The 23,047-nt window shown below is 64.5% G+C and carries 18 protein-coding genes and 1 tRNA gene; 13 read left to right on the top strand and 6 right to left on the bottom strand.

Going from position 1 to position 23,047, the window contains the following annotated elements; translation table 11 throughout:
• Nucleotides 1-19: 19 nt before the first annotated feature.
• The 6 genes from N826_RS08710 to N826_RS08685 all read right to left on the bottom strand — a co-directional run bounded on the left by N826_RS08710 (nt 20) and on the right by N826_RS08685 (nt 12,105).
• On the bottom strand, nt 20-691 hold the full coding sequence (locus N826_RS08710; protein WP_044427736.1) for a glutathione S-transferase family protein: 672 nt from the start codon (nt 689-691) through the stop codon (nt 20-22).
• A gap of 72 nt (nt 692-763) precedes the next feature.
• Nucleotides 764-3,688, bottom strand: a complete 2,925-nt coding sequence (locus tag N826_RS39760) for a PAS domain S-box protein (protein WP_052830937.1) — start codon at nt 3,686-3,688, stop codon at nt 764-766.
• A 116-nt stretch (nt 3,689-3,804) separates the two neighbouring features.
• On the bottom strand, nt 3,805-4,245 hold the full coding sequence (locus N826_RS08700; RefSeq protein WP_052830936.1) for a GNAT family N-acetyltransferase: 441 nt from the start codon (nt 4,243-4,245) through the stop codon (nt 3,805-3,807).
• 248 nt (nt 4,246-4,493) lie between these two features.
• On the bottom strand, nt 4,494-9,032 hold the full coding sequence (gene gltB / locus N826_RS08695; protein ID WP_044427733.1) for a glutamate synthase large subunit: 4,539 nt from the start codon (nt 9,030-9,032) through the stop codon (nt 4,494-4,496).
• A 228-nt stretch (nt 9,033-9,260) separates the two neighbouring features.
• The gene (locus N826_RS08690; protein WP_044427730.1) at nt 9,261-10,718 is read right to left on the bottom strand and encodes an NAD(P)-dependent oxidoreductase; all 1,458 of its coding nucleotides are present in this window, start codon (nt 10,716-10,718) and stop codon (nt 9,261-9,263) included.
• A gap of 421 nt (nt 10,719-11,139) precedes the next feature.
• Nucleotides 11,140-12,105, bottom strand: coding sequence for a complex I NDUFA9 subunit family protein (locus tag N826_RS08685; RefSeq protein ID WP_044427727.1), 966 nt, complete (start codon nt 12,103-12,105; stop codon nt 11,140-11,142).
• A 218-nt stretch (nt 12,106-12,323) separates the two neighbouring features.
• Here N826_RS08685 and N826_RS08680 point away from each other — a divergent pair.
• The 13 genes from N826_RS08680 (at nt 12,324) to N826_RS08620 (ending at nt 23,041) form a co-directional block, all read left to right on the top strand.
• Nucleotides 12,324-12,410: transfer RNA gene (locus N826_RS08680), tRNA-Leu, on the top strand.
• A 93-nt stretch (nt 12,411-12,503) separates the two neighbouring features.
• On the top strand, nt 12,504-13,115 hold the full coding sequence (locus N826_RS08675) for a ribonuclease D (protein ID WP_044427724.1): 612 nt from the start codon (nt 12,504-12,506) through the stop codon (nt 13,113-13,115).
• 307 nt (nt 13,116-13,422) lie between these two features.
• Complete coding sequence (locus tag N826_RS08670) at nt 13,423-14,382, top strand: KpsF/GutQ family sugar-phosphate isomerase (protein WP_044427946.1); 960 nt, start codon at nt 13,423-13,425, stop codon at nt 14,380-14,382.
• A gap of 4 nt (nt 14,383-14,386) precedes the next feature.
• On the top strand, nt 14,387-15,211 hold the full coding sequence (lptC, locus tag N826_RS39755) for an LPS export ABC transporter periplasmic protein LptC (RefSeq protein ID WP_052830935.1): 825 nt from the start codon (nt 14,387-14,389) through the stop codon (nt 15,209-15,211).
• Nucleotides 15,208-16,107 (top strand): LptA/OstA family protein, encoded by a 900-nt coding sequence (locus tag N826_RS08660; protein WP_044427721.1) that lies wholly within the window; start codon nt 15,208-15,210, stop codon nt 16,105-16,107. Before lptC ends, N826_RS08660 begins: the two co-directional genes overlap by 4 nt.
• 20 nt (nt 16,108-16,127) lie before the next feature.
• Nucleotides 16,128-16,922 (top strand): LPS export ABC transporter ATP-binding protein, encoded by a 795-nt coding sequence (lptB, locus tag N826_RS08655; protein ID WP_044427718.1) that lies wholly within the window; start codon nt 16,128-16,130, stop codon nt 16,920-16,922.
• A gap of 16 nt (nt 16,923-16,938) precedes the next feature.
• Complete coding sequence (gene rpoN / locus N826_RS08650) at nt 16,939-18,546, top strand: RNA polymerase factor sigma-54 (RefSeq protein ID WP_044427716.1); 1,608 nt, start codon at nt 16,939-16,941, stop codon at nt 18,544-18,546.
• 63 nt (nt 18,547-18,609) lie between these two features.
• A complete protein-coding gene (gene hpf / locus N826_RS08645; protein ID WP_308518241.1) occupies nt 18,610-19,380 on the top strand; it encodes a ribosome hibernation-promoting factor, HPF/YfiA family in 771 nt (256 codons plus the stop codon).
• A gap of 22 nt (nt 19,381-19,402) precedes the next feature.
• Nucleotides 19,403-19,861: a PTS IIA-like nitrogen regulatory protein PtsN gene (gene ptsN / locus N826_RS08640; protein WP_044427711.1), complete on the top strand. Its 459-nt coding sequence runs from the start codon at nt 19,403-19,405 to the stop codon at nt 19,859-19,861.
• Nucleotides 19,862-20,109: 248 nt separating this feature from the next.
• Nucleotides 20,110-20,769: an ATP phosphoribosyltransferase gene (gene hisG, locus N826_RS08635; protein ID WP_044427943.1), complete on the top strand. Its 660-nt coding sequence runs from the start codon at nt 20,110-20,112 to the stop codon at nt 20,767-20,769.
• Nucleotides 20,759-22,060, top strand: coding sequence for a histidinol dehydrogenase (gene hisD, locus N826_RS08630; RefSeq protein ID WP_044427708.1), 1,302 nt, complete (start codon nt 20,759-20,761; stop codon nt 22,058-22,060). The genes hisG and hisD overlap by 11 nt, the downstream gene beginning before the upstream one ends.
• Nucleotides 22,057-22,551, top strand: coding sequence for a UPF0262 family protein (locus N826_RS08625; protein ID WP_044427705.1), 495 nt, complete (start codon nt 22,057-22,059; stop codon nt 22,549-22,551). Before hisD ends, N826_RS08625 begins: the two co-directional genes overlap by 4 nt.
• Nucleotides 22,552-22,573: 22 nt before the next feature.
• Nucleotides 22,574-23,041 carry an arsenate-mycothiol transferase ArsC gene (locus tag N826_RS08620; protein ID WP_044427702.1) on the top strand — a complete coding sequence of 156 codons (468 nt, stop codon included), beginning with the start codon at nt 22,574-22,576 and terminating at the stop codon, nt 23,039-23,041.
• Nucleotides 23,042-23,047 lie beyond the last annotated feature (6 nt).

Here is a 23,047-nt window from a genome sequence, read left to right as displayed (position 1 = left end):
AGGAACTCCGGATTGCGGCTCAGAAATCCAGGTCCGCATAGTGGGACGGCGGTGGATTTCCGGGCAGGGCGTCGGACAGCAGGGGGCGGAAACTCCGGCGTGACTTGATCCGCGAGTACCAAAGGCGTGCTTCGGGATGTTCGTCCCAGGGCACGTCGCCCAGATAGTCGACCGTGGACAGGTGTGCTCCAGCGGCGATGTCGGCCATGCTGAAGTCGTCACCCGCCAGCCAGTTCCGCCGTTCCGCCAGATAGGCGATGTAGTCTAGATGGTAGTGGATGTTCTGTAATCCCGCCCGGATCGCCGGGGCGTGCGGATAGCCCCAGCCGAGATAGCGCTTGATCAGCTTCTCACCGACAAGGTTCTCGGTCACTTCCGAATTGAACTTGTTGTCGAACCAGGCGGTCAGACGGCGCGTCTCGGCTCGCTCCGCCGGGTCGGAACCCAGCAGCGGCTTTTCCGGATAAGCTTCGTCCAGGTATTCGCAGATGGCGTTCTGATCAGCCAGGATCGGGCCGTCGTCCGGCTCGACCAGCACTGGGATGTCGCCAGCAGGGTTCATCGCCAGGAACTCGGGCCGCCGGTCGGAGATCTTCTCGACCTGCATTTCGAAGTCGAGCCCTTTCTCGCCCAGTGCGATGCGCACTTTGCGGGAGGACGGGGAGAGCCAGAAGTGAAACAGAGTTCGCATGGGGTCGGGACAATACCGCAAGCTTTCCCCCAAACATAGAGTCCGGTAGAGGACATATGCCCATTGATGTGACTAAACGGCGGCAATCAGGCGTTGCTGCACGACCCGAAGGGCTGGAAGGCGTATGGTGACCGTGGTCCCGACGCCCAGGACGCTGTCGATGGCCAGCGAACCGCCATGAAGATTGACCAGCGAACGGGTGATCGGCAGACCGAGGCCGGTCCCCGATTCGCCCGCCATATAGGCGTTGCGCGCCTGACCGAAAGGTTCGAGCACTTTGGGGATCTGGTCCGCGGCGATGCCGATGCCGGTATCGCGGACCGCCAGCACGACATCGCCGTTCTCTTCCTGACAGCCCGATACCTCGATCTCGCCGCCGCGCTCGGTGAACTTGACGGCATTCGTCAGCAGGTTGATCAGGATCTGCTTCAGCGCCCGCTCGTCACCCATCACGACGGGCAGCGGCTCGATCTCGGAGCGTAGCGTCAGGTCCTTGCGCAGCGCCCTCTCCCGGACCAGCCGGACGACGGGTTCTATGATGCGGCTGAGATCGACCTGTTCTTCCTCCAGCTCGTAGCGGCCGGCCTCGATCTTGGACAGGTCGAGGATGTCGTTGATCAGGCTCAGCAGGTGGCGGGCGCTGTCCAGGACGTTGCGGTTGTATTCGCTGTAGCGTGGCGAGCCCAGTGGGCCGAAATAGCCCTGGTCCATGATCTCGGAGAAGCCCAGGATGGCGTTCAGCGGAGTCCGCAGCTCGTGGCTCATATGGGCCAGGAACTCCGACTTGGCGCGGCTCGCCGCTTCGGCCAGGCCGCGCGCCTCTTCCGCTTCGCGCCGCGCCTGATCCAGCTTGCGGGCGAGGACCGACAAGTCGGCGGCCTGCTGCTCCAGCCGGTCGCGAGCCTGGAAGATCTCCTGTTCGCGCCGTTTCTGATCGCTGATGTCCATCAGCACGCCGACCGACATGCTCTTGCCGTCGTCGACATAGTCGCCGACCGCGATATAGGCCGGGAAGGTCCGTCCGTCGCGGGTCCGCGCCATGACTTCCCTTGCTACCCCCAGATGGGGCAGGTTGGCCAGCGCCGCGCAGGGCATCGGCGGGATCAGGGTATCGATGGTCAGCCCCTTGGCTTCCGCCGCCCTGTAGCCGAACAGCTGCTCCGCCGCCGGGTTGAACAACTGGATGCGTCCCTGGTCGTCATGGACGATGATGCCGGTAACCGCGACGTCGAGCACAGCGCGCAGCCTTGCCTTGCTGTCGGCCAGTGCCCGCTCGTTCTGCCGCAGTTCGGTCACGTCCTGGATGATGCCGAACAAGCGCATGGTCTGGTCGGTTTCGTCCCGGCTGCGGGTGAACTCCTCGCGGACGTGGCGTTCGGTCCCATCCGGGCGGACGATGCGGTACTCACGGGTGCTGTCGGGACCGTCGGTCGGATCGCCGTCGTTGAGGCGTGCCCTGTCTTCGGGATGGATCGAAGCACGCCAGCTTTCCAGCGTCGGCAGGGAGCCGGGGTCCCAGCCCCAGATGTCGTACAGCGTGTCGGACCAGACCACGCGTCCGCTGGTCAGCTCGATCGTCCACCAGCCGATGCCGGCGATCCGCTGTGCCTGCCTCAGCCGCCGCTCGTTCTCGCGCAGCCGCTCTTCCTGCCGCTCCCGTTCGGTCACGTCGTTGGCGGCGACCACGAGGAACAGCCGGCCCGAGGCGTCGGAGAAAGCGCCGGCCGTGATCAGGACGCGTCGGGACCGCCCGTCGGAATGGCGAAGCTTCAGGATCATGGGAGCCTGGGTTTCGCCCGCACCGGCGGAACGCAGCAGCTCATGCGCCCGGTTGCGGTCGTCGGGCGGGAAGATCTCGGTGAAGGGGCGATAAACCAGTTCGTTTTCGCCGACGCCGCACAGCGCGCCATAGGCGGCATTGGCCCTGACCACGCGTCCGGAGCCGTCCACCATGCAGAAGCCAGTACCCGCCGCGTCATAGGTCTCCGACAGCAGGCCGTGGGCAAGCACGTGCTTGCGGTATTGCCGAAGCATCACCAGCACCAGGCCGGTAAAGCTCAGCAGGACGACGGCGGTCATGAAGACGTGGTTGTTGAGCGCCTCTCGCCATTCGGCGAGCACGTCCTTCTCCGAAAGGCCCACCGCCACATAGAGTGGCAGCGTGCTGATCTGGCGCGATGCGATGATACGGGCGGACCGATCGAAACAGCATTCGGATGCCAGCTGGGCTCCGGTATGGGTGCCTGAAGCATTCTGGCCGCGGATCTCCTCCAGCAGTTTCTGGTTCGCAAGCTTGTGGCCGATCAGATCGCCCCTGAATGGGTTCGACGACAGGATCGTGCCATTCGCGTGCATCAGGAACAGAATGCCCTCCTGGCCCGCGCCGAGGGATTCGAAGAAGCGATTCGAGATTTCCGGCCTGATGGCAGCGGCGACGACTCCGCTGAAGGCGCCGCTGTCAGGACGCCCGATGCGGCGGCTGATGGGGAGGTAAAGTTCCGTTCCGCCTTCCTCTATCCTCGGTTCGCCGATGAAGAGGGGACCGGCGGTGCGCAGTTTGGGGATGGCGGCCTGCACATCGAAGAAGTCCGAGCCCTTGACACTCTGGGGTTCCGCCGGAAAGCGGTGAGAGTGCAGGCGGACGACTCCGTCGGCGGCGATAATCAGCATGTAGCGGACCTGGGAAACTTCACCGGCGATGCCGCTTCCCTCCAGATGGGCCAGGTTGTGCCAGTCCGCCCAGATGCCACCGGACTGTTCGACGTCCCGAAGCGAGAAGTATTTGATCGCGTTGCGGAGTGCTATGTCGTTGATCTCGACCATGCGGAGCATGTGCTCCGCGGCGAGGTTTGCCAGGGCGCGCGATTTCTCCTGCGCCTGCACGATGGTATCGTCCCGCGTCTTCAACTCGTTGAAGCCAAGAAGCCCCGCGACCAGAAGCACCAATCCGGCATATAGACTCAGGAAAATCGTCGGCGTTACGCGCTGCTGGTTCACGAGCAATCCAGGGCTGGGGCTCACCGGAGGTACGGCTGCCAGAAACCGGAAGCTCCGTTTTTAGCACAAAAGGATAGGCCCTGGTCAATCGGTTGGGTTGCGACCTATTGCAGCAACTACTTGCGATAGAGGATGAAAGGGTCTTGGGGCGGTAGAGGCGGAGCCTCCACCACCCATCCATTGCGCTCGTAGAACGCCCTCGCACTCCGGTTGGCCGCGAGGCAGCGCAGGCGCACGGGCTGCGAGAGATGGGCGCAAGCGCGGTCGAGAAGGGCGGTGCCGATACCGTGGTGCTGCCAGTCCGGATCGACGAACAGGTTCTGGATGAGGCCGGCCGGCGGGTAGATGGAGGCGAAGCCGACAACCAGATTGCCCAATTCGGCGACCCAGACTTCTTCGTCCTCGACCGAGCGGCGATAATCATCGAGGTCGAAGGGAGCGGCAGGCTGCCAGTGGAAGGTCGCCCGGCGGGTCGAAAGGAAGATCTCGGCACAGCGCGGCTCGTCGCCGGTCGTGGCGGCCCGGATCATGACAGCGGTCTTCCAGCGCTCGATCATGTGCTCGCTCCCCCGTGCGACATCCCCGTCCGTCGATAAACGGAACGGGAAGATGCTTTATTCAGGAAAGGCGAACCGGAGAGTGCGCCGTCCTTGGCAGAAGGGCTAGCGCACGCCGCCGTCCGGTACAAGTAGTCGACGGAAGGGAAAAAGTAGCATGGGACGTCCGATAACCAAGTAATCAGACAGGTCTGATCAAAGTTATCGGCCGTCCCGTCGCATCTCCACCTGATCCACTGCGGGATCGATCAGTCCGCTGCCTGGGGCGCACGCACCGGGATATCGAGCCGGTGGACCATTTCTTTCGGCACGACCTGCCAGAAATGGTTCCGGACCAGATGCCAGTCGTTGAGCAGGCGCTCGGCGAACTTGCTCTGCGTCTCCTCGACATGTTCGGCGATCAGGCTCTTCAGCAGCGTCTCGTAGTGCGGCACTTCGATGCGCTGGAAGATCACGTTCTCCTCGTTGACCTTGCGGGCGAAGCTGCCGTCCTCGTCATAGATGAAGGCCATGCCCCCGGTCATGCCGGCACCGAAGTTCTCGCCGACCTTGCCCAGGATCACCGCGGTTCCGCCGGTCATGTATTCGCAACCGTTGGAGCCGCAGCCCTCGACCACGACCAGGGCGCCGGAGTTGCGGACGGCGAACCGTTCGCCCGCCTGACCCGCCGCGAACAGCTTGCCGGCGGTGGCGCCGTAGAGCACGGTATTGCCGATGATCGTGTTCTCGTTCGAATTCAACGTGCTGTTAGTGCTCGGCCGGACCGTGATGGTGCCGCCCGACAGGCCCTTGCCGACATAGTCGTTGCTGTCGCCCAGCACTTCCAGCTTGATGCCCTGGACCGCGAAGGCGCCCAGCGACTGGCCGCAGGAGCCGCGCAGCTGCACGGTGACGTGGCCGGGCTTAAGCCCGGTCATGCCGAACTTGCGGGTCACCATGGCGGAAAGCCGCGTGCCGATGGCCCGGTGCGTGTTGCGCACGTTATAGGCAAGCTGCATCTTCTCGCCCTCGTCGAACAGCGGACGGGCATCCGCGATCATCCGGGCGTCGAGGGTGTCCGGGACCTCGTTGCGGCCCTGCATCGTGCAGTAGCGGGCGCTGTCGCCGGGATCGGCCTGGGCCAGCAGCGGGTTGAGATCCAGGTCGTCCAGGTGGGCGGCGCCCCGGCTGACCTGATGGAGCAGGTCGGTGCGGCCGATCACCTCGTTCAGCGTCTTGAAGCCGAGCTGGGCCAGGATCTCGCGCACTTCCTCCGCCAGGAAGCTGAACAGGTTGACCACCCGCTCCGGCGTCCCGACGAACTTCTTGCGCAATTCCTCGTCCTGGACGCAAACGCCGACCGGGCAGGTGTTGCTGTGGCACTGCCGGACCATGATGCAGCCCATCGCGATCAGGCTGGCGGTGCCGACGCCGTATTCCTCGGCGCCCAGCATGGCGGCGATGACGATGTCGCGGCCGGTCTTCAGGCCGCCGTCGGTGCGCAGCCGGACCCGGTGGCGCAGACGGTTCAGCGTCAGCACCTGGTGGACCTCGCTCAGGCCCATCTCCCACGGCACGCCGGCATACTTGATCGAGGTCTGCGGGCTGGCTCCCGTCCCGCCGACATGGCCGGACACCAGGATCACGTCGGCGTTCGCCTTGGCGACGCCGGCCGCGATGGTGCCGATGCCGGAGCGCGAGACCAGCTTGACGCAGACCTTGGCGTCCGGGTTGATCTGCTTCAGGTCATAGATGAGCTGGGCCAGATCCTCGATCGAGTAGATGTCGTGGTGCGGCGGCGGGCTGATCAGCATGACGCCGGGGGTGGAGTGGCGCAGCTTGGCGATCATCTCCGTGACCTTGAAGCCGGGCAACTGCCCGCCTTCGCCGGGCTTGGCGCCCTGGGCCACCTTGATCTCGATCTCGCGGCACTGGTTCAGGTACTCGGCGGTGACGCCGAAGCGGCCCGACGCGATCTGCTTGATCGCGGAGTTCCAGTTGTCGCCGTTCTTGTCCGGCTTGAACCGCGCCGGGTCCTCGCCGCCCTCGCCGCTGTCGGACTTGGCGCCGATCCGGTTCATCGCGACGTTGAGCGTGCCGTGCGCTTCCGGCGACAAGGCGCCCAGCGACATGCCCGGCGTGATGAAGCGCTTGCGCAGCGACGTGATGCTCTCGACGTCGTCGAGCGGGATCGCCTCCCGCGTGGAGCGGAAGTCCAGCAGGTCGCGGAGCTGGATCGGGGCGCGCTTGTTGGTCGCTTCCGTGTACTTCTTGAAGGTCGGATAGCTGTCGGTCGCCACCGCCTGCTGAAGCATGTGGATCAATCCTGCTTCCCAGGCATGCCGCTCGCCGTTGCGGCGGTACTTGTAGAAGCCGCCGATCGGCAGAGCGATGATGTCCTCGGCATAGGCGATGGCGTGCTGTTCCAGCACCTTCTTCTGGATGCCGGCCAGCCCGATGCCGGAAATGCGGCTGACCATGCCGGGGAAGTGCTCGGCCACGAGCGCACGGCTCAGGCCGACCGCCTCGAAGTTGCAGCCGCCCCGGTACGAGCTGATGATCGAGATGCCCATCTTGGACATGATTTTCAGCAGACCCTCGTCGATCGCCTTCTTGAAGCGGTACATGCACTGGTCGAGCGACAGGTCGCCGAACAGCCCGCGGCGGTGGCGGTCGGCGATCGCCTCCTGCGACAGGTAGGCGTTGACCGTCGTGGCGCCGACCCCGATCAGGACGGCGAAGTAGTGTACGTCCATGCACTCCGACGAGCGTACGTTCAGCGACGTGAAGGTGCGAAGCTGCTGGCGGACGAGATGGGTATGGACGGCGCCCGTCGCCAGGATCATCGGCATGGGCGCGCGGGCGTCGCTGACATGCTCGTCCGACAGGATGACGTGGGTGGCGCCGCCGCGGACGGCGTCCTCGGTCTCCTGGCGGATGCGGCGCAGCGCGTCGCGCAGCGCGTTGGGACCGGCGCTGACGTCGAAGGTGCAGTCGATCTCCGCCGCCGTTTCACCCATGTAGCCGCGCATGGCGCGCAGCTCGGCCGTCGTCAGCACGGGGCTTTCCAGCTGGAGCAGGCGACACTGGCCCGCATCCTCGTCCAGGATGTTGCCCAGGTTGCCCAGCCTAGTGCGCAGGCTCATGACGCGCCGTTCGCGCAAGCTGTCGATCGGCGGATTGGTGACCTGACTGAAGTTCTGGCGGAAGAAGTGATGCAGGCCGCGGTACTTGTCCGACAGCACGGCCATCGGGCTGTCGTCGCCCATCGAGCCGATCGCTTCCTTGGCCTCGTCCACCATGGGATGGAGGACCGTTTCCAGGTCTTCCATCGTAATGCCGACGGAAAGCTGGCGGCGGCGCAGCTCTTCCTTGGCGAGCACGGCGGGTTCCGCCGGCGCCGCCTTGACGAGGCTGTCCAGTTCTGTGATCTCGCCGACCCACTTGTCGTAGGGTTTTTGGGCGGCAAGGTAGTCCTTGATCTCGCGGTCGTGGTACAGCTTGCCCTCGGCAAGGTCCACCGCGATCATCTGTCCAGGCCCGAGCCTGCCCTTCTCGACGACCGTCGTCTCGTCCGTCTTCACCATGCCCGTTTCCGAACCGGCGATCAGCAGGCCGTCGTTGGTGATCGTGTAGCGCATCGGACGCAGGCCGTTGCGGTCCATGCCGCCGACGGCCCAGCGGCCGTCGGTCATCGCCAATGCCGCCGGTCCGTCCCACGGCTCCATCACGGCGTTGACATAGCCGTAGAGCGCCCGGTGTGGCGCCGGCATCGTGTCGCCGGCCGCCAGCGCTTCCGGAATCAGCACGGTCTTCGTCATCGGGGCGGAGCGGCCGGCGCGGGCCACGACCTCGAATACCGCATCGAGCGCTCCGGAGTCCGAGGATCCGATCGGGATCACCGGCTTCAGGTCGTTGATGTAGGGACCGAAGCACTCGTGGTCCATGCGGGTCTCATGGGCCTTCATCCAGTTCACGTTGCCCTTCAGCGTGTTGATCTCGCCGTTGTGGGCGAGCATGCGGAAGGGCTGGGCGAGCGGCCATGTCGGGAACGTGTTGGTCGAATAGCGCTGATGGTAGATCGCGACGTTGGAAACGAAGCGCTCGTCCAGCAGGTCCGGGTAGAAGGAGGTGAGCTGTTCCGCCAGGAACATGCCCTTGTAGACGATCGAGCGCGAGGACAGGGTGCAGATATAGAAGTCGTTGATCTGCTCGGCCCGGACGGCGGCCTCGATCCGGCGGCGGATGATGTAAAGCTCAAGCTCGAACTTGTCGTCGGCTTCGCCCTTGGCGTTGCCGATGATGATCTGCTCGATTTCCGGCCGGGTCGCGTTGGCCTTCTCGCCGATGATGTCGACGTTCACCGGTACCTGACGCCAGCCATAGATATAGTAGCCGAAGTTCAGGATCTCGGTCTCGACGATGCAGCGGCAGCGCTCCTGCGCTTCCAGCGACAGGCGCGGCAGGAACACCTGGCCGACCGCGAGCGGACGGTCCGGCGGAATGTGGCCGATCAGCTTGACGTAGTCGTGGAAGAACTGCTGCGGCACCTGGATGTGGATGCCGGCGCCGTCGCCGGTCTTGCCGTCGGCATCGACGGCGCCCCGGTGCCAGACCGCCTTCAGCGCCTCGATGCCCTTTTCCACCACCGACCGGCGGGGCTTGCCGTCGATCGCCGCGATCATGCCGACGCCGCAGGCGTCGTGCTCGTCCGCCGGGTCATAGGCGTGGGCCGCCGCCAGCGCTTCGACGTTCGCCTTGTACTCGGTAACGAACTGCTCGCCCTGGTTCAGGATTTCATCAGTCATGGGCGTGATCCTTTCTGAGTGCGGCGTCGACGTCGACGGAGAGGGCGCCACGCTGCGATAGCTGGCGAAAATTTACGATGGATTGCCGTGCCGTCATGGTTTCAACCCCGTGACGAATGCGTGTGTCCGGTTATGGCCAAACCCGATGTCGGTGTCCGGCAAGACCTCCGGGATGGCCGGGCAGGGCAGGCGGCAGCCCGGAAGTGCCGGGCTGCCGCCTTGCGCTTCCTACTCCGCCGCGACAGCGGCTGCGGTAGTGCCGGCTTCGGCCTTCTGGAGCAGGTAGCTGTGCATGTGCTCCGCCACGTCGCGGCCGTCGCGGATGGCCCAGACCACGAGGCTGGCGCCGCGCACGATGTCGCCGGCGGCGAAGACGCCGTCCAGGCTGCTCATCATGGTGCGGAAGTTGACCGTGACAGTACCCCAGCGGCTGACCTTCAGCCCGGCTTCACCGAACAGGGCCGGCAGGTCTTCCGGGTCGAAGCCCAGCGCCTTGATCACGAGATCGGCTTCGAGGACATATCCGGAACCGTCGATCACCTGCGGGGTCTGCCGGCCGCTGGCGTCGGCGACGCCAAGGTGGATGCGGTGCGCGCGGACGCCGGTGACGACGCCGTCCTTGCCCTCGAACGCTTCCGGCGCGGACTGCCAGACGAACTCGACGCCCTCTTCCTCGGCGTTGTGGACCTCGCGCTGGGAGCCGGGCATGTTGGCCCGGTTGCGGCGGTAGAGGCACTTGACCGACTTGGCGCCCTGGCGGATCGCCGTGCGGACGCAGTCCATCGCAGTGTCGCCGCCGCCGATCACGACGACGTTCTTGCCGGACGCGTTCAAAGCGCCGCTGTCGTAGTCCGGTACCGTATCGCCGAGACCCTGGCGGTTGCTGATCGTCAGGTACTTCAACGCCGGGATGATGTTGCCCAGCTCGGATCCCGGCGCATCGAGGTCGCGCGCCTTGTAGACGCCGGTCGCGATCAGGACGGCGTCATGCTTTGCCCGAAGGTCGGCCAGCGTGGCGTCGCGGCCTACTTCGAAGTTGGTGTGGAAGATCACGCCCTGGTCGGCCAGCAGCTTGACCCGGCGGTCCACAACGTACTTCTCCAGTTTGAAGCCGGGGATGCCATACATCATCAGGCCGCCGATACGGTCGTAGCGGTCGTAGACGTGGACCTCGTAGCCCTTGGCGCGGAGCTGTTCCGCCGCCGCCATGCCGCCGGGACCGCCGCCGATGATGCCGACCGATTGCGCGCGTTCGCGTGCGGGGATGCGGGGCTTGACCCAGCCGCGGTCCCAGGCCGTGTCGTTGATGTACTTCTCGATCGAGCCGATCGTCACGGTGCCGTGGGTGGACTGCTCGATCGTGCAGTTGCCTTCGCACAGGCGGTCCTGCGGACAGATGCGGCCGCAGATCTCCGGCAGGTTGCTGGTCGCCGACGACATCTCGTAGGCTTCCTCGAGGCGGCCTTCGGCCGTCAGCTTCAGCCAGTCCGGGATGTTGTTGTGGAGCGGGCAGTGGACCTGGCAGAACGGCACGCCGCACTGCGAGCAGCGGCTCGACTGTTCCTCGGCACCGCTTTGATCGAACTCGCCATAGATTTCATCGAAGTCGTGCCGACGCGCCGCGGCTTCCCGTTTATCGGGCATGCGCTTCTCGGTGCGGACGAACTGCAACATCTTCTGCGCCATGGCGAACAATCCTTCAGCTCAACCTCCGCCGCGAACGCATGGCTGCGATTGCCCCGTTCGACTTAGGAGATTCACGGCCGCATCGGCGTAACCGCGTTGAGGTGGAAACAAACTTGTCCAGACTACGTCGGATACCGACCGTATACGTCAAAAACCTAGAGCTTGCCAGCAAAAAACAACGAATAGGACACGGTTGTTGACTAAATTTATGAGTGAGGCCCGATCTGCTGAATATATAGGCGCTCAGACCATTTCGTTTTCAGTCTAATAGGTCCGAAATGAGACTATCTGTTCCGGGCGACAGAAGCTGCCGGTTACCTTAACCGCAGGTGCAGCAAAATGTCTTGCGCCGTATCAAAAACCCGCCGTTTAAACCCGGCGTTCGGATGAATGCCGGGTTGTCGCGGGCAGCAGGGTGGCGTCAGGTCGAGTAGCCGCCGGCGCGCTGGGAGAAGCGGCCGCCGACGCGGAAGCGGTCGAGATAGGTCGGGATGATGACCTCGGCGGCCGTCGGCTCGACGCCGAGATCGGCGAGCGTGGCGGCACCGGGAGCCACCACGTTGTCGCGCTTCAGCAGTTCCACCTGATCGACGGTAAGCAGCGGCTTAGGAAGTTTGCCCAGGATCTTGCCCTGAAGTTCCGCGACGCCCCACGGCACCGTGACCATGATGCGCTTGCGGCGGGTTTCGGTCAGCACCAGGCCCATGATCTCCTTGAAGGAGTAGACGCGCGGCCCGCCCAGTTCATAGGTCTTGCCCAGTGCAGCGGGGTTTTCCAGCGCCTTCATGATCGCATCGGCGACATCGCCGACATAGACCGGCTGGAACTTGGTGTGGCCGCCGCCGATCAGCGGCAGCACCGGCGAGATGCGGGCCATCGCACCGAAGCGGTTGAAGAAGCCGTCTTCCGGGCCGAACACGACGCTGGGGCGCAGGATCGTCGCTTCCGGGAACGCCTTGAGCACCGCCTGCTCGCCGGCGGCCTTGGAGCGGGCGTATTCGGCAGTCGATCCGGCATCGGCGCCGATCGCCGAGATCTGGACGAAGCGCTGGACACCAGCCGCCTTGGCGGCACGCGCGATGCGGCCCGGCGCGTCGCCCTGGGTGCCGCGGAACGTATTGACCCCTGATTCGTACAGGATGCCGATCAGGTTGATGACGATGTCGGCATCGCGCACCGCCGCGGCGACCGAGGCGTCGTCATGGATGTTGGTGGCGATCGGGATGATCTGGCCGACCGCGCCGTTGGTCCGCAGGAAGTTGGCGTTGCTCGGGTGACGGGTCGCGACCCGGATGATCGTGCCGGTCTTCGCCAGCCTCTTGATCAGGTGGCGGCCGATGAACCCGGACCCGCCGAAAACCGTGGCTACCCGATACCGAAAGGACATCGCTTTCTCCAAAACCTGATTTTTGCCTGCGCCTCTCTGGCCTTGGTAAGGGCGATCGGAGGCTGTTGGGCAGTGCTTATAACGAAATGATGAGCGGGGAGCCAGCGTCCAGGCAATGCCGGAGCACTGGTGCGGCAGAGGGGCGCGACCGTCCTGTTGATTTCGGCAAAAAGCGATTGACAGGAACCGCCCGGCCCAATAAATACCCGCTCCACGTCGCCCAGGTGGCGGAATTGGTAGACGCGCAGGTTTCAGGTACCTGTGGCAGAAATGTCGTGGAAGTTCGAGTCTTCTCCTGGGCACCAATTCCTCGGTAACGGCCGCTAGATCGCAGGTATCCCGAATACAGGGATATAGGCGGATCGAAGCGGCCGTTGTCGCTTTCGGGATGCAGCGCAGTGCCTATAGAGCTTTACGACGGCGATCTGCCGGACGGCCTCGATTTCGGCGACACGGTCGCCATCGATACCGAAACCATGGGTTTGAACCCCGTTCGGGATCGCCTGTGCCTGGTGCAGCTATCGGCCGGCGACGGCAATTGCCACATGGTGCAGCTTCGGCAGGGCCGCTACGAGGCTCCCAACCTGAAGCGGCTGCTCACCGACCCCGATGTCACCAAGCTGTTTCACTTCGCACGGTTTGACATCGCGGCCATCCAGGCTTACCTGGGAGTCGTGTGCCAGCCGGTCTATTGCACGAAGATCGCGTCCCGGCTGGTCCGCACGTTCACGGACCGTCATGGACTGAAGGACCTGTGCAAGGACCTGCTCAACGTGGACCTGTCGAAGCAGCAGCAGTCTTCGGACTGGGGTGCGGCGGAACTGACGCCCGAACAGCTCAAATACGCGGCTTCGGACGTGCTCCATCTGCACGAGATGCGCGCCAAGCTGAATGCCATGCTGGAGCGCGAGGGACGCACGGAGCTGGCGCGAGAGTGCTTCCGTTTCCTACCGACCCGGGCCGCTCTCGATCTTGCAGGTTGGGAAGATCAGGATATTTTCGCACATTAGTAGAGAAGCCCAGGTCCTTGTTCACGACGGAAGGGAAACGAGGTCTCATTGTTGCCCAATTTTGGTGCAGAATGGCCCGTTCCGCGGCAATTTAACAAAGGTGCGGGTTTGACCGCACCAGGGCTGAGCGGCATACTGCGGCCACCGCCCGCCGGTAGTTGCGGTAAGCGACGCTGATACCGTGCAGCTTCGGTGCCCCGGAGTTGCAGCCCGTCGACTGTTTGCCTACCAGATGCTTGGGAGTTCGTCAGCCTTGGACCATTCCACCGCCCCCGACAGCGCGCTCAGCGACAAGGCGCAAGCCGACATGTCCGCCGACGGCGACATCGCGGTGGCGCGGCGGGTGCTCCGCGTGGAAGCCGAAGCGCTGATGGATATGGCCGCCGGCCTGGACGACAGCTTTGCTCGCGCCGTCAAGGCACTTGCCGGCATCACCGGCCGCGTCGTCGTCACCGGCATGGGCAAGAGCGGCCATATCGCCCGGAAGATCGCGGCGACGCTGGCGTCCACCGGAACACCGGCCCTGTGGGTCCATCCGGGCGAAGCCAGTCACGGCGACCTGGGCATGATCGCGCGCGACGATGCGGTCATAGCGTTGTCCAACTCGGGCGATACAGCCGAGTTGTGCGACATAGTGGCCTATGCCAAGCGTTTCCGCATTCCGCTGATCGGCATCACGCGCCGGACACATTCGTCGCTGGCGGAGCAGTCCGACGTGGCCCTGATCCTGCCGCAGTCGCCGGAAGCCTGCCCGCTGGGGTTGGCGCCGACCACGTCGACGACGCTGATGCTGTCGCTGGGCGATGCGCTGGCGGTGGCGCTGCTGGAGCGGCGCGGTTTTTCCGCAGCCGACTTCAAGGTCTTCCACCCCGGCGGCCAGCTTGGACGTCAGCTTCTGCGTGTCACCGAGATGATGCATACGGGGGCCGAACTCCCGCTGGCACCGCTCGATATAAAGGTATCGGAAGCGATCCTGGTCATGACGGCCAAGCGGTTCGGCTGCGTCGGACTGACCGGCGCCGATGGCAGGCTCGCCGGTATCATCACGGACGGCGACTTGCGGCGCCACATGAACCCCGATCTCCTGTCGCTGCCGGCGCAGACCGTCATGACATCCGATCCCAAGACGATCCGCCTCACGACGCTGGCCGGCGAGGCGCTCGGGATCATGAATGCGCTGGCGATCACCAGCCTCTTCATCACCGACGACGGGCGTCCGGTCGGCATCATCCACATCCACGATTGCCTGCGGGCCGGTGTGGCCTGACGCCATGGATACGATCCGGTCGGGAACATCATCCGGCGCCGCCATACCGAACCCTGACGCCGCGCCCGCGGCGGCAGCCGCGCAGGTGGCCGACCATGAGCGCCGGATGGCGCGCGCCGGCGGCGGCTATTCCCATTTCGTTAAGTTCCTGAAGGTGGTGCTGCCGCTGCTGGCATTTGGCATCATCGGACTGCTGGCGGCATGGCCGCGGATCCAGGGCGGCGATCAGTCGGAAAACCGGCGCGACACCGGCGAACTCGAAATGATGCGGGCTCTCTATGTCGGCACCGACACCCAGAATCGTCCTTTTTCGCTGACGGCGGACCGGGCGGTGCAGTCGACCAGCGAACCGGGCGTGCTCGATCTGGTTCGTCCTCAGGGGGAATTGACCCTCCAGGACGGCACATGGATCGCGGTCAAGGCTGACAGGGGCCGGTACAACGACAAGACGGGCAAGCTGCTGCTGCTTGGCAATGCCAACCTGTTCCATGACAAGGGCTACGAGTTCAAATCCGACGAAGCGCATATCGACGTCAAGGCCGGCAACGCCTGGGGCGATCTGCCGGTGACGGGGCAGGGACCGTTCGGAGAGATCTTCTCGCGAGGATTCCGTCTGTTCGACAGCGGCGCCACCATCGTCTTCAACGGTCCGGCCCATCTCGACCTCGCCGCCGGCCTGACGGACTCCGGCGGACCTGCCGGTGCCACCAAATCGTCGCCAGGGCCCTCGGGGGCTGCAACGACGGATCCTGAAATTCCGGAAGCGCCGCCCACGGTGGCGGAACGCCCGGCGCCCGAGCAGCCCACAGCGGAGCAGGTCCAGCGATGAAGACGCGTTTTCGCAACAAGGCCCTTGCTCCGGTATTGGCCGCCTTGACAGCCCTGCTGCTTCAAACTGTCCCGGTGCCGGCACAGGTGCCGGGTGCCGGGTCGAGCCAGGGCCTTCCCATCGCCGTCGATGCCGATCAGGCGATCGAGTGGCACCAGGAACAGAAGGCCTATGTGGCGCGCGGCAACGCCGTCGCCAAGCGCGGCGACGTGACGATATCAGGCGATACCCTGGTGGCCTATTACCGCGACATTCCGGCCGGCGGAACCGAGATCTTCCGGCTGGCCGCCGACGGCAAGGTCCATATCTTCTCGCCGACCCAGAACGTATACGGCGACCGCGCCGTATACGATGTCGACAAGCTGGTCGCGGTCGTCACGGGTTCCGATCTCAAGCTGGTCACGCCGACCGACGTCGTAACCGCCAAGGACAGCCTGGAGTATTGGGAAACCCAGAAGCTTGCCGTGGCGCGCGGCGACGCGATGGCGGTGCGCGAGCAGAACCGCGTCAACGCGGATGTCCTGGTCGGCCTGTTTGCCGACGGAGCCGACGGCAGCATGGAGATGACGCGCATCGACGCCCAGGGAAACGTCGTGATTACCACCCCGACCGATGTGGCGCGGGGGCGGCAGGGCGTCTATAACCTGAAGACCGAAATTGCGACCCTGACCGGTGACGTGCGCCTGACCCGTGGCGAGAACCACCTGAACGGCCAGACCGCCGAGGTGAACATGAAGACCGGAATCAGCCGACTGCTCAGTACCGGTGACCGCAGCGGCGGACGGGTGAAGGGATTGTTCATTCCCGGTCAGCAGCCGGGTGGCGGCCAGCCCCCCGCTCCGAGGGCCGCTCCCCAAACAACTTCCCCGACGGCACCCGGAGGTGCGACGAATTGAGCATCCGGGAATTCAAGAGAATGGATCGCCAGGATGCCCCGCCGGGCCTGACCAAGGCTGCCGGCGGACCGGGGCCGCGGCTGATCGCCGACAACCAGGGACTGACCGCCCGCAACCTGGGCAAGCAGTACAAGAAGCGGCCGGTTCTGCGGGATGTCAGCATCACCGTCCAGCGCGGCGAGGCGGTCGGGCTGCTGGGACCGAACGGCGCCGGCAAGACAACCTGCTTCTACATCATTACCGGTCTGATCTCGCCGGATTACGGCACGATCAGCCTCGACGGCCAGGATATCACGGCCCTTCCAATGTACCGCCGGGCCCGGCGCGGCATCGGCTACCTGCCGCAGGAAGCGTCGATCTTCCGTGGCCTGTCGGTCGAGAACAACATCCGGGCGGTGCTCGAAGTTGTCGAGTCGGACCGCGATGCGCGCGAGTCGAGGCTCGACGAGCTTTTGGCCGAGTTTTCGATCTCGCATCTCCGGCGGACGCCGGCGCTGGCGCTTTCCGGCGGCGAGCGGCGCAGAGTCGAGATCGCGCGGGCGCTCGCCTCGCAACCCCACTTCATTCTGCTGGACGAACCACTGGCCGGCATCGATCCGATCGCGGTCAACGACATCCGCGAGCTGGTCACGCATCTGCGGGACCGGGGTATCGGCGTACTCATAACTGACCACAATGTAAGAGAAACGCTGGAGATCGTCGATCGGGCATACATTTTGCACGATGGTATGGTACTGATGGAGGGAGAGCCGTCGGAGATCGTGGCCCACAAGGATGTGAGGCGGGTCTACCTCGGCGAAAGGTTCAGTCTCTAACCACCTCCCTGGTACCATGGCGCTTTCACAACGTCTCGACCTCAGGCAGACCCAGTCGCTTGTCATGACTCCGCAGTTGCAGCAGGCTATCAAGCTGCTGCAACTGTCGAACATGGAACTGTCGGATTACGTCGATCGCGAGGTCGAACAGAATCCTCTGCTGGAGCGGGACGACTCTGAGTTCGGCGGTGGCGACGGTTCCGCTTCACCCGAAGCGGGCGGGGGAGGAGGCGGCGACGGGAGCCAGGGCGGGGCCGAGGGTGGCGCCGGGGTCAACAGCCCGAACCAATCCGACCAGGGGCCGGCGATCAACCCCGCCGACCAGCGTCAACGCGACACCCATGAGCTTACGACGTCGGACCACATGGCTGGCGGCGCCGACTCCCCTCTCGATACCGATTTCGAGAATGTCTGGACCAACGGCAGCGCCGCCGACGGCAGCTTCGACGGCGCGGAGGCATTCGGCGACTGGTCGTCGCGTGGTGGTGGCGGCAGTTTCGAGGATGGGGATTTCAACCTCGAACAGACGCTCAGCGGCGACCTCAGCTTGCGCGACCACCTGATCGGCCAGATGAACGTCGATCTGATCGATCCGGTGGACCGCCTGATCGGGCTGGCGCTGATCGACCTGCTGGACGCGGCCGGCTACGTCACGGGCAGCCTTGCCGATCTTGCCGAGCAGCTCAACTGCGATTTGGCCGATATCGAGCGCGTGCTGCTGCGCGTGCAGCGCTTCGACCCGCCCGGTATCTTCGCCCGCAGCCTCAGCGAATGCCTCGCGATCCAGCTGCGGGAGCGCAACCGGCTGGACCCGGCGATCCAGGCCCTGCTCGACAATCTGGAACTGCTGGCGGCGCGCAACGTGCCGGCCCTGCTGAAGGTCTGCGGCGTCGATGCCGAGGATCTGTCCGACATGGTGTCGGAGATCCGGACGCTCGACCCCAAGCCGGCGCTCCGGTTCGACCATCAGGTGGTCCAGACCGTGACGCCGGATATCCTGATGCGGGTGCAGCCGGGCGGCGGCTGGCTGATCGAGCTGAATACCGAAACCCTGCCGCGCGTGCTGATAAACCAGCGCTACTTCGCCCAGGTCAGCGGGGAGTGCCGCAACAAGGCGGAGAAGGAATACGTCGCCGAGCGGTTCCATTCCGCCAACTGGCTGGTCAAGTCGCTTCATCAGCGCGCCAATACGATCCTGAAAGTTGCAACCGAAATCGTCCGCCAGCAGGATCTGTTCTTCGTCAAAGGCGTCCAGTCGCTGCGTCCGCTGATCCTGCGCGACATCGCGGAAGCGATCGGCATGCACGAATCGACCGTCAGCCGGGTTACCACCAACAAGTTCATGGCGACTCCGCGTGGCGTTTTTGAGTTGAAGTACTTCTTCACGTCATCGATTTCCGGAGCGGACGGCGAAGCGTCCCACTCGGCGGAGGCTGTAAGGTTCCGGATCAAGGCGCTGATCGATGGAGAACCGCCCAGCGGCATTCTTTCGGATGATCGTATCGTGGAGATTCTCAAATCCGATGGGATCGAGATTGCGCGTCGCACGGTGGCAAAGTATCGTGAGGCTATGCGCATCCCGTCTTCCGTACAGCGCCGCCGCGAAAAGTGCATGCGACTGTGAGAACCAGATCGGCGGAACCGGACGGAGGATAGGGGTTCGCCAATCCGGGAACGGTTTGCAGCCATGAGGCTGTATGAAAACTATAGGGAGGCGTCATTATCGTCACGGCCCAGCAGTGACGCCACCCTGCTTGATCCCAAAAATACGGGCCCAGAACACCGGACAACCTACGTCATGCACCTATCCGTCAAAGGCAAACAGCTTGACGTCGGGGACGCCCTGCGTACCCACGTCGATGAAAGCCTAACCGCCATCGTAGGCAAATACTTCGGTCGCCCGATTGAAGCCAATGTGGTCTTCTCGCGTGAGGCGCACCTCTTCAAAGCCGACATTTCGGTGCATGTCGGCCGCAATATCCTTCTGCAAAGCAATGCGGAGGCCAGCGAGCCGTACCCAGCCTTCGATACGGCTGCCGACAAGATCGCCAAGCGCCTGCGCCGCTACAAGCGCCGCCTGAAGGATCACCACAAGGGTGGCGACAACGGTGTCGACGGTGCCGTCGCGTTCGAGACGCTTCCCGCTACCAACTACATTCTGGAAGCGGAGCCCGAAGACGCCCATATGGACGGGCATGACGAGGATACGCACGACGCCGTCCCGGCATCGTCCGGCGCCGGCCAGGACGACAGCAACCAGCACGTTGTCATCGCCGAGATGACGACAGCCATCGATACCCTTACCGTGAGTGAGGCTGTCATGCGTTTGGACCTTGCGGAGCTTCCGGCTCTGATGTTCCGCAATCGTGCCCATGGCGGCCTGAACATGATCTATCGCCGGCAGGACGGTAACGTCGGCTGGATCGATCCCGCAGGTTCTCAGGGAGCCGGTGCCTGATCGGGCACCGCTTTAGACGCTTATGATAGATTTGATTACGCCCCAGAGCATCATCGCCAACCTGCGCGCCGGCAGCAAGAAGCAGGCGTTGCAGGAATTGGCGAAAAAGGCGGCGGAACTGACTGGGCAGCATGAAAGAGCTGTTTTCGACGTGCTGCTCGAGCGTGAAAGGCTTGGTACGACCGGCGTGGGGCATGGCATCGCCATTCCCCATGGCAAGCTGTCCAACCTGGAGCATGTCTATGGTGTTTTCGCCCGGCTGGAACGACCGGTCGATTTCGATGCCATCGACGATCAGCCCGTCGATCTGATGTTTCTGCTGTTGGCGCCCGAGGCGGCCGGCGCGGATCACCTGAAGGCCTTGGCCAGGGTGTCCCGCCTGCTGCGCGACGGCTCCATGTGCGACAAACTGCGGGGCTCCGACAGTGCGGAGGCGATCTACGCTCTGCTGACGCAGTCGGAAACCAGCCACGCGGCCTGAGTGTGAACGAGTAGACCGGCGGCGGGCCGATGCCCGCCGCCGGAGAGTTCATCAACGGACGACGAGACGCTGCCTATATTACGGTGACAGTTTACGTATGCCGTTCCTGGATACGGAGGTGGCTCCCGAGATATACCGGGAGTGACAACCGCGCCGTTTGTGCTATCACACCCCGGAACCGCGCAGTTCTGGAGACACAGTTGCCAACCCCGTCCACATCGGCACCCGTCACGCCGACCCCGGCCACACTGGCGAACGAGCCGCTGGTCCTGGCTTTGCCGAAGGGGCGAATCCTGAAGGAGGTCCGGCCCATGCTGGACCGCGTCGGGATCGTGCCGGAACCGGCCTTCGACGACGAGAACAGCCGTCAGCTCCGTTTCGCCACCAATCTGGGGCACGTGACCATCATCCGCGTCCGCTCTTTCGACGTGGCGACCTTCGTCGCCTTCGGCGCCGCCCATCTGGGCGTGGCAGGCAACGACGTGCTGATGGAATTCGACTATCCGGAAATCTACGCACCCCTGGATCTGCGCATCGGCGCCTGCCGGTTGAGCGTCGCGGAGCCAAAGGAAATGGTGGAGGGGGACGATCCGGCGCGGTGGAGCCATATCCGTGTCGCGACCAAGTATCCGGAGATAACCCGGCGGCATTTCGCCGCGCGCGGCGTCCAGGCGGAGTGCATCAAGCTGAACGGAGCGATGGAACTGGCTCCTACCCTCGGTCTGTGCCGCCGGATCGTCGATCTGGTGTCCAGCGGCTCGACCCTGAAGGCCAATGGCTTGGTGGAAATCGAGAAGATCGCCGAGGTAACATCCCGCCTGGTCGTCAATCGGGCAGCCTATAAAACCCGGCCGACCGAAATCGGCGGCTGGATCGACCGTTTCCGGGAGGCAGTGGATGCCGCTTGAGCTGAACCATGGCGACGCGGGCTTCGAAGCCGCCTTTACCGGCCTGCTCGCCGCGAAGCGCGAGACGCAGGAAGACGTGCAGAACGCGGTCGCCGCCATCCTGGCCGACGTACGCGCCCGAGGCGACGCCGCCCTGCTTGACTACACCGCCCGGTTCGACCGTGTCACCCTGACGGTCGAGACGATGCGCGTGACCGCCGACGAGATCGACCGCGCGCTGGCGTCGATCGAGCCCGGCCTGCTGGACGCGCTCAAGCTGGCGGCCGAGCGGATCGAGGACTTCCACCGGCGGCAGACTCCCGACGCGCTGTCCTATACCGACGCCGCTGGCGTCCGGCTGGGTGCGCGCTGGACGGCGGTCAATTCGGTCGGCCTTTATGTGCCCGGCGGGACGGCGGCCTATCCGAGTTCAGTCCTGATGAACGCGCTGCCGGCCAAGGTCGCCGGGGTGGAGCGCGTGACGATGGTCGTGCCGACGCCCGACGGCAAGCTCAACCCGCTGGTGCTGGCGGCGGCTCGTATCGCGGGCGTGCATGAGATCTACCGGATCGGCGGTGCCCAGGCGGTCGGCGCGCTGGCTTACGGGACGGAAACGATCCGGCCGGTGGACAAGATCGTCGGTCCCGGCAACGCCTATGTCGCTGCGGCCAAGCGCCATGTCTTCGGCACGGTCGGCATCGACATGATCGCCGGCCCGTCCGAAATCCTGGTGGTAGCCGACGGCGCCAACGATCCGGCCTGGATCGCCGCCGACCTGCTGTCGCAGGCGGAACACGACACCAGCGCCCAGTCGATCCTGATCACCGACGACGCCGCTTTCGCCGAAGCGGTCAAGACGGCGGTCGACGGTCACCTGAAGACCCTGCCGCGCGCAGAGATCGCCGGTGCGAGCTGGCGCGACCATGGCGCCGTCATCGTCGTGTCCGATCTGGACGAGGCGGTGCCGCTGGTCGACCGGCTGGCCCCCGAGCACCTGGAACTGGCGGTCGCCGATCCCGACGCGCTCGCCGCCCGCATCCGCAACGCCGGCGCCATCTTCCTCGGCCGGCACACGCCGGAAGCCATCGGCGACTATATCGCCGGGCCGAACCACGTGCTGCCCACGGCACGCAGCGCGCGCTTCTCGTCCGGTCTCAACCTGCTCGACTTCATGAAGCGCACGACCCTGGTCGGCTGCGATCCCGGCAGCTTGGCCGCCATCGGCCCGGCCGCCGTGGCCCTGGCGGAAGCCGAGGGATTGGGTGCCCATGCGCTGTCCGTGTCGATCCGCCTCAATGGAGCTCCCAGGTGACCAGCCAGCCGCCGTCGAATGAGAATCACCGCATCATCCATGTGGCTCTGGACGAACGCAGCGTCGTAAGGCGGTCGGCGGAAGTCGAGCACGAGCGGGCGGTGGCGATCTTCGACCTGCTGGAGGACAACCTGTTCCGTCCGGAGGAGCACCCGGACGCCGGACCCTTTCGTCTCCATCTCAGCATGGAAGACAACAGGATGCTGTTCGACATCAGGAATGCCGAGAACGGCGACCTGACGAAGGTATTGCTGCCGCTGACGCCGTTCCGTTCGATCGTTCGCGATTACTTCATGATCTGCGACAGCTATTACAAAGCCATCAAGAAGGCGACGCCATCCCAGATCGAGGCGATCGACATGGGGCGGCGCGGCCTGCACAACGAAGGGTCGGAACTGCTTCGCGAGCGTCTGGCTGGCAAGGTGGAGGTGGACCACAATACCGCCCGGCGCCTTTTCACCCTGATCTGCATACTGCATATTCGCGGGTGATCGGCGGACGGGGCGGGCGGAGATGGACGACACGATCCGCGCGCCGGGAGGCGCCATTGTCACCAGCGTGCTGTTCGCCTGCACGTACAACGCGATCCGGTCGCCCATGGCCGAAGCACTCATGAAGTATTTCCACGGTCACCGGATCTATGTGGATTCGGTGGGCGTGCGGGAAGGCGAGCCCGATCCGTTCATGGTCGCCGTCATGGACGAGATCGGCATCGACATGACCCGGCACCGCTGCAAGACCTTCGACTTCCTGGAAGACACGTCGTTCGATCTGGTGATCTCGCTGTCGCCGGAAGCTCAGCACCGTGCGGTCGAAATGACGCGGACCATGGCCTGCGATGTCGAGTTCTGGAACACGCTCGACCCATCGATGATCGACGGCAACCGGGATGCCCGGATGATGGTCTACCGGCAGGTCAGGGACATCCTGAGCGCCAGCATCAAGAAGCGCTTTCCCATCATCGGCGGACCTACGGTGTAGCGGGAG

The organism is Skermanella aerolata KACC 11604 (assembly GCF_000936425.1).
Classification (GTDB): domain Bacteria; phylum Pseudomonadota; class Alphaproteobacteria; order Azospirillales; family Azospirillaceae; genus Skermanella; species Skermanella aerolata.
The sequence above is the reverse complement of the archived record's forward strand: the minus strand, read 5'-3'. Positions and strand labels throughout refer to the sequence as shown.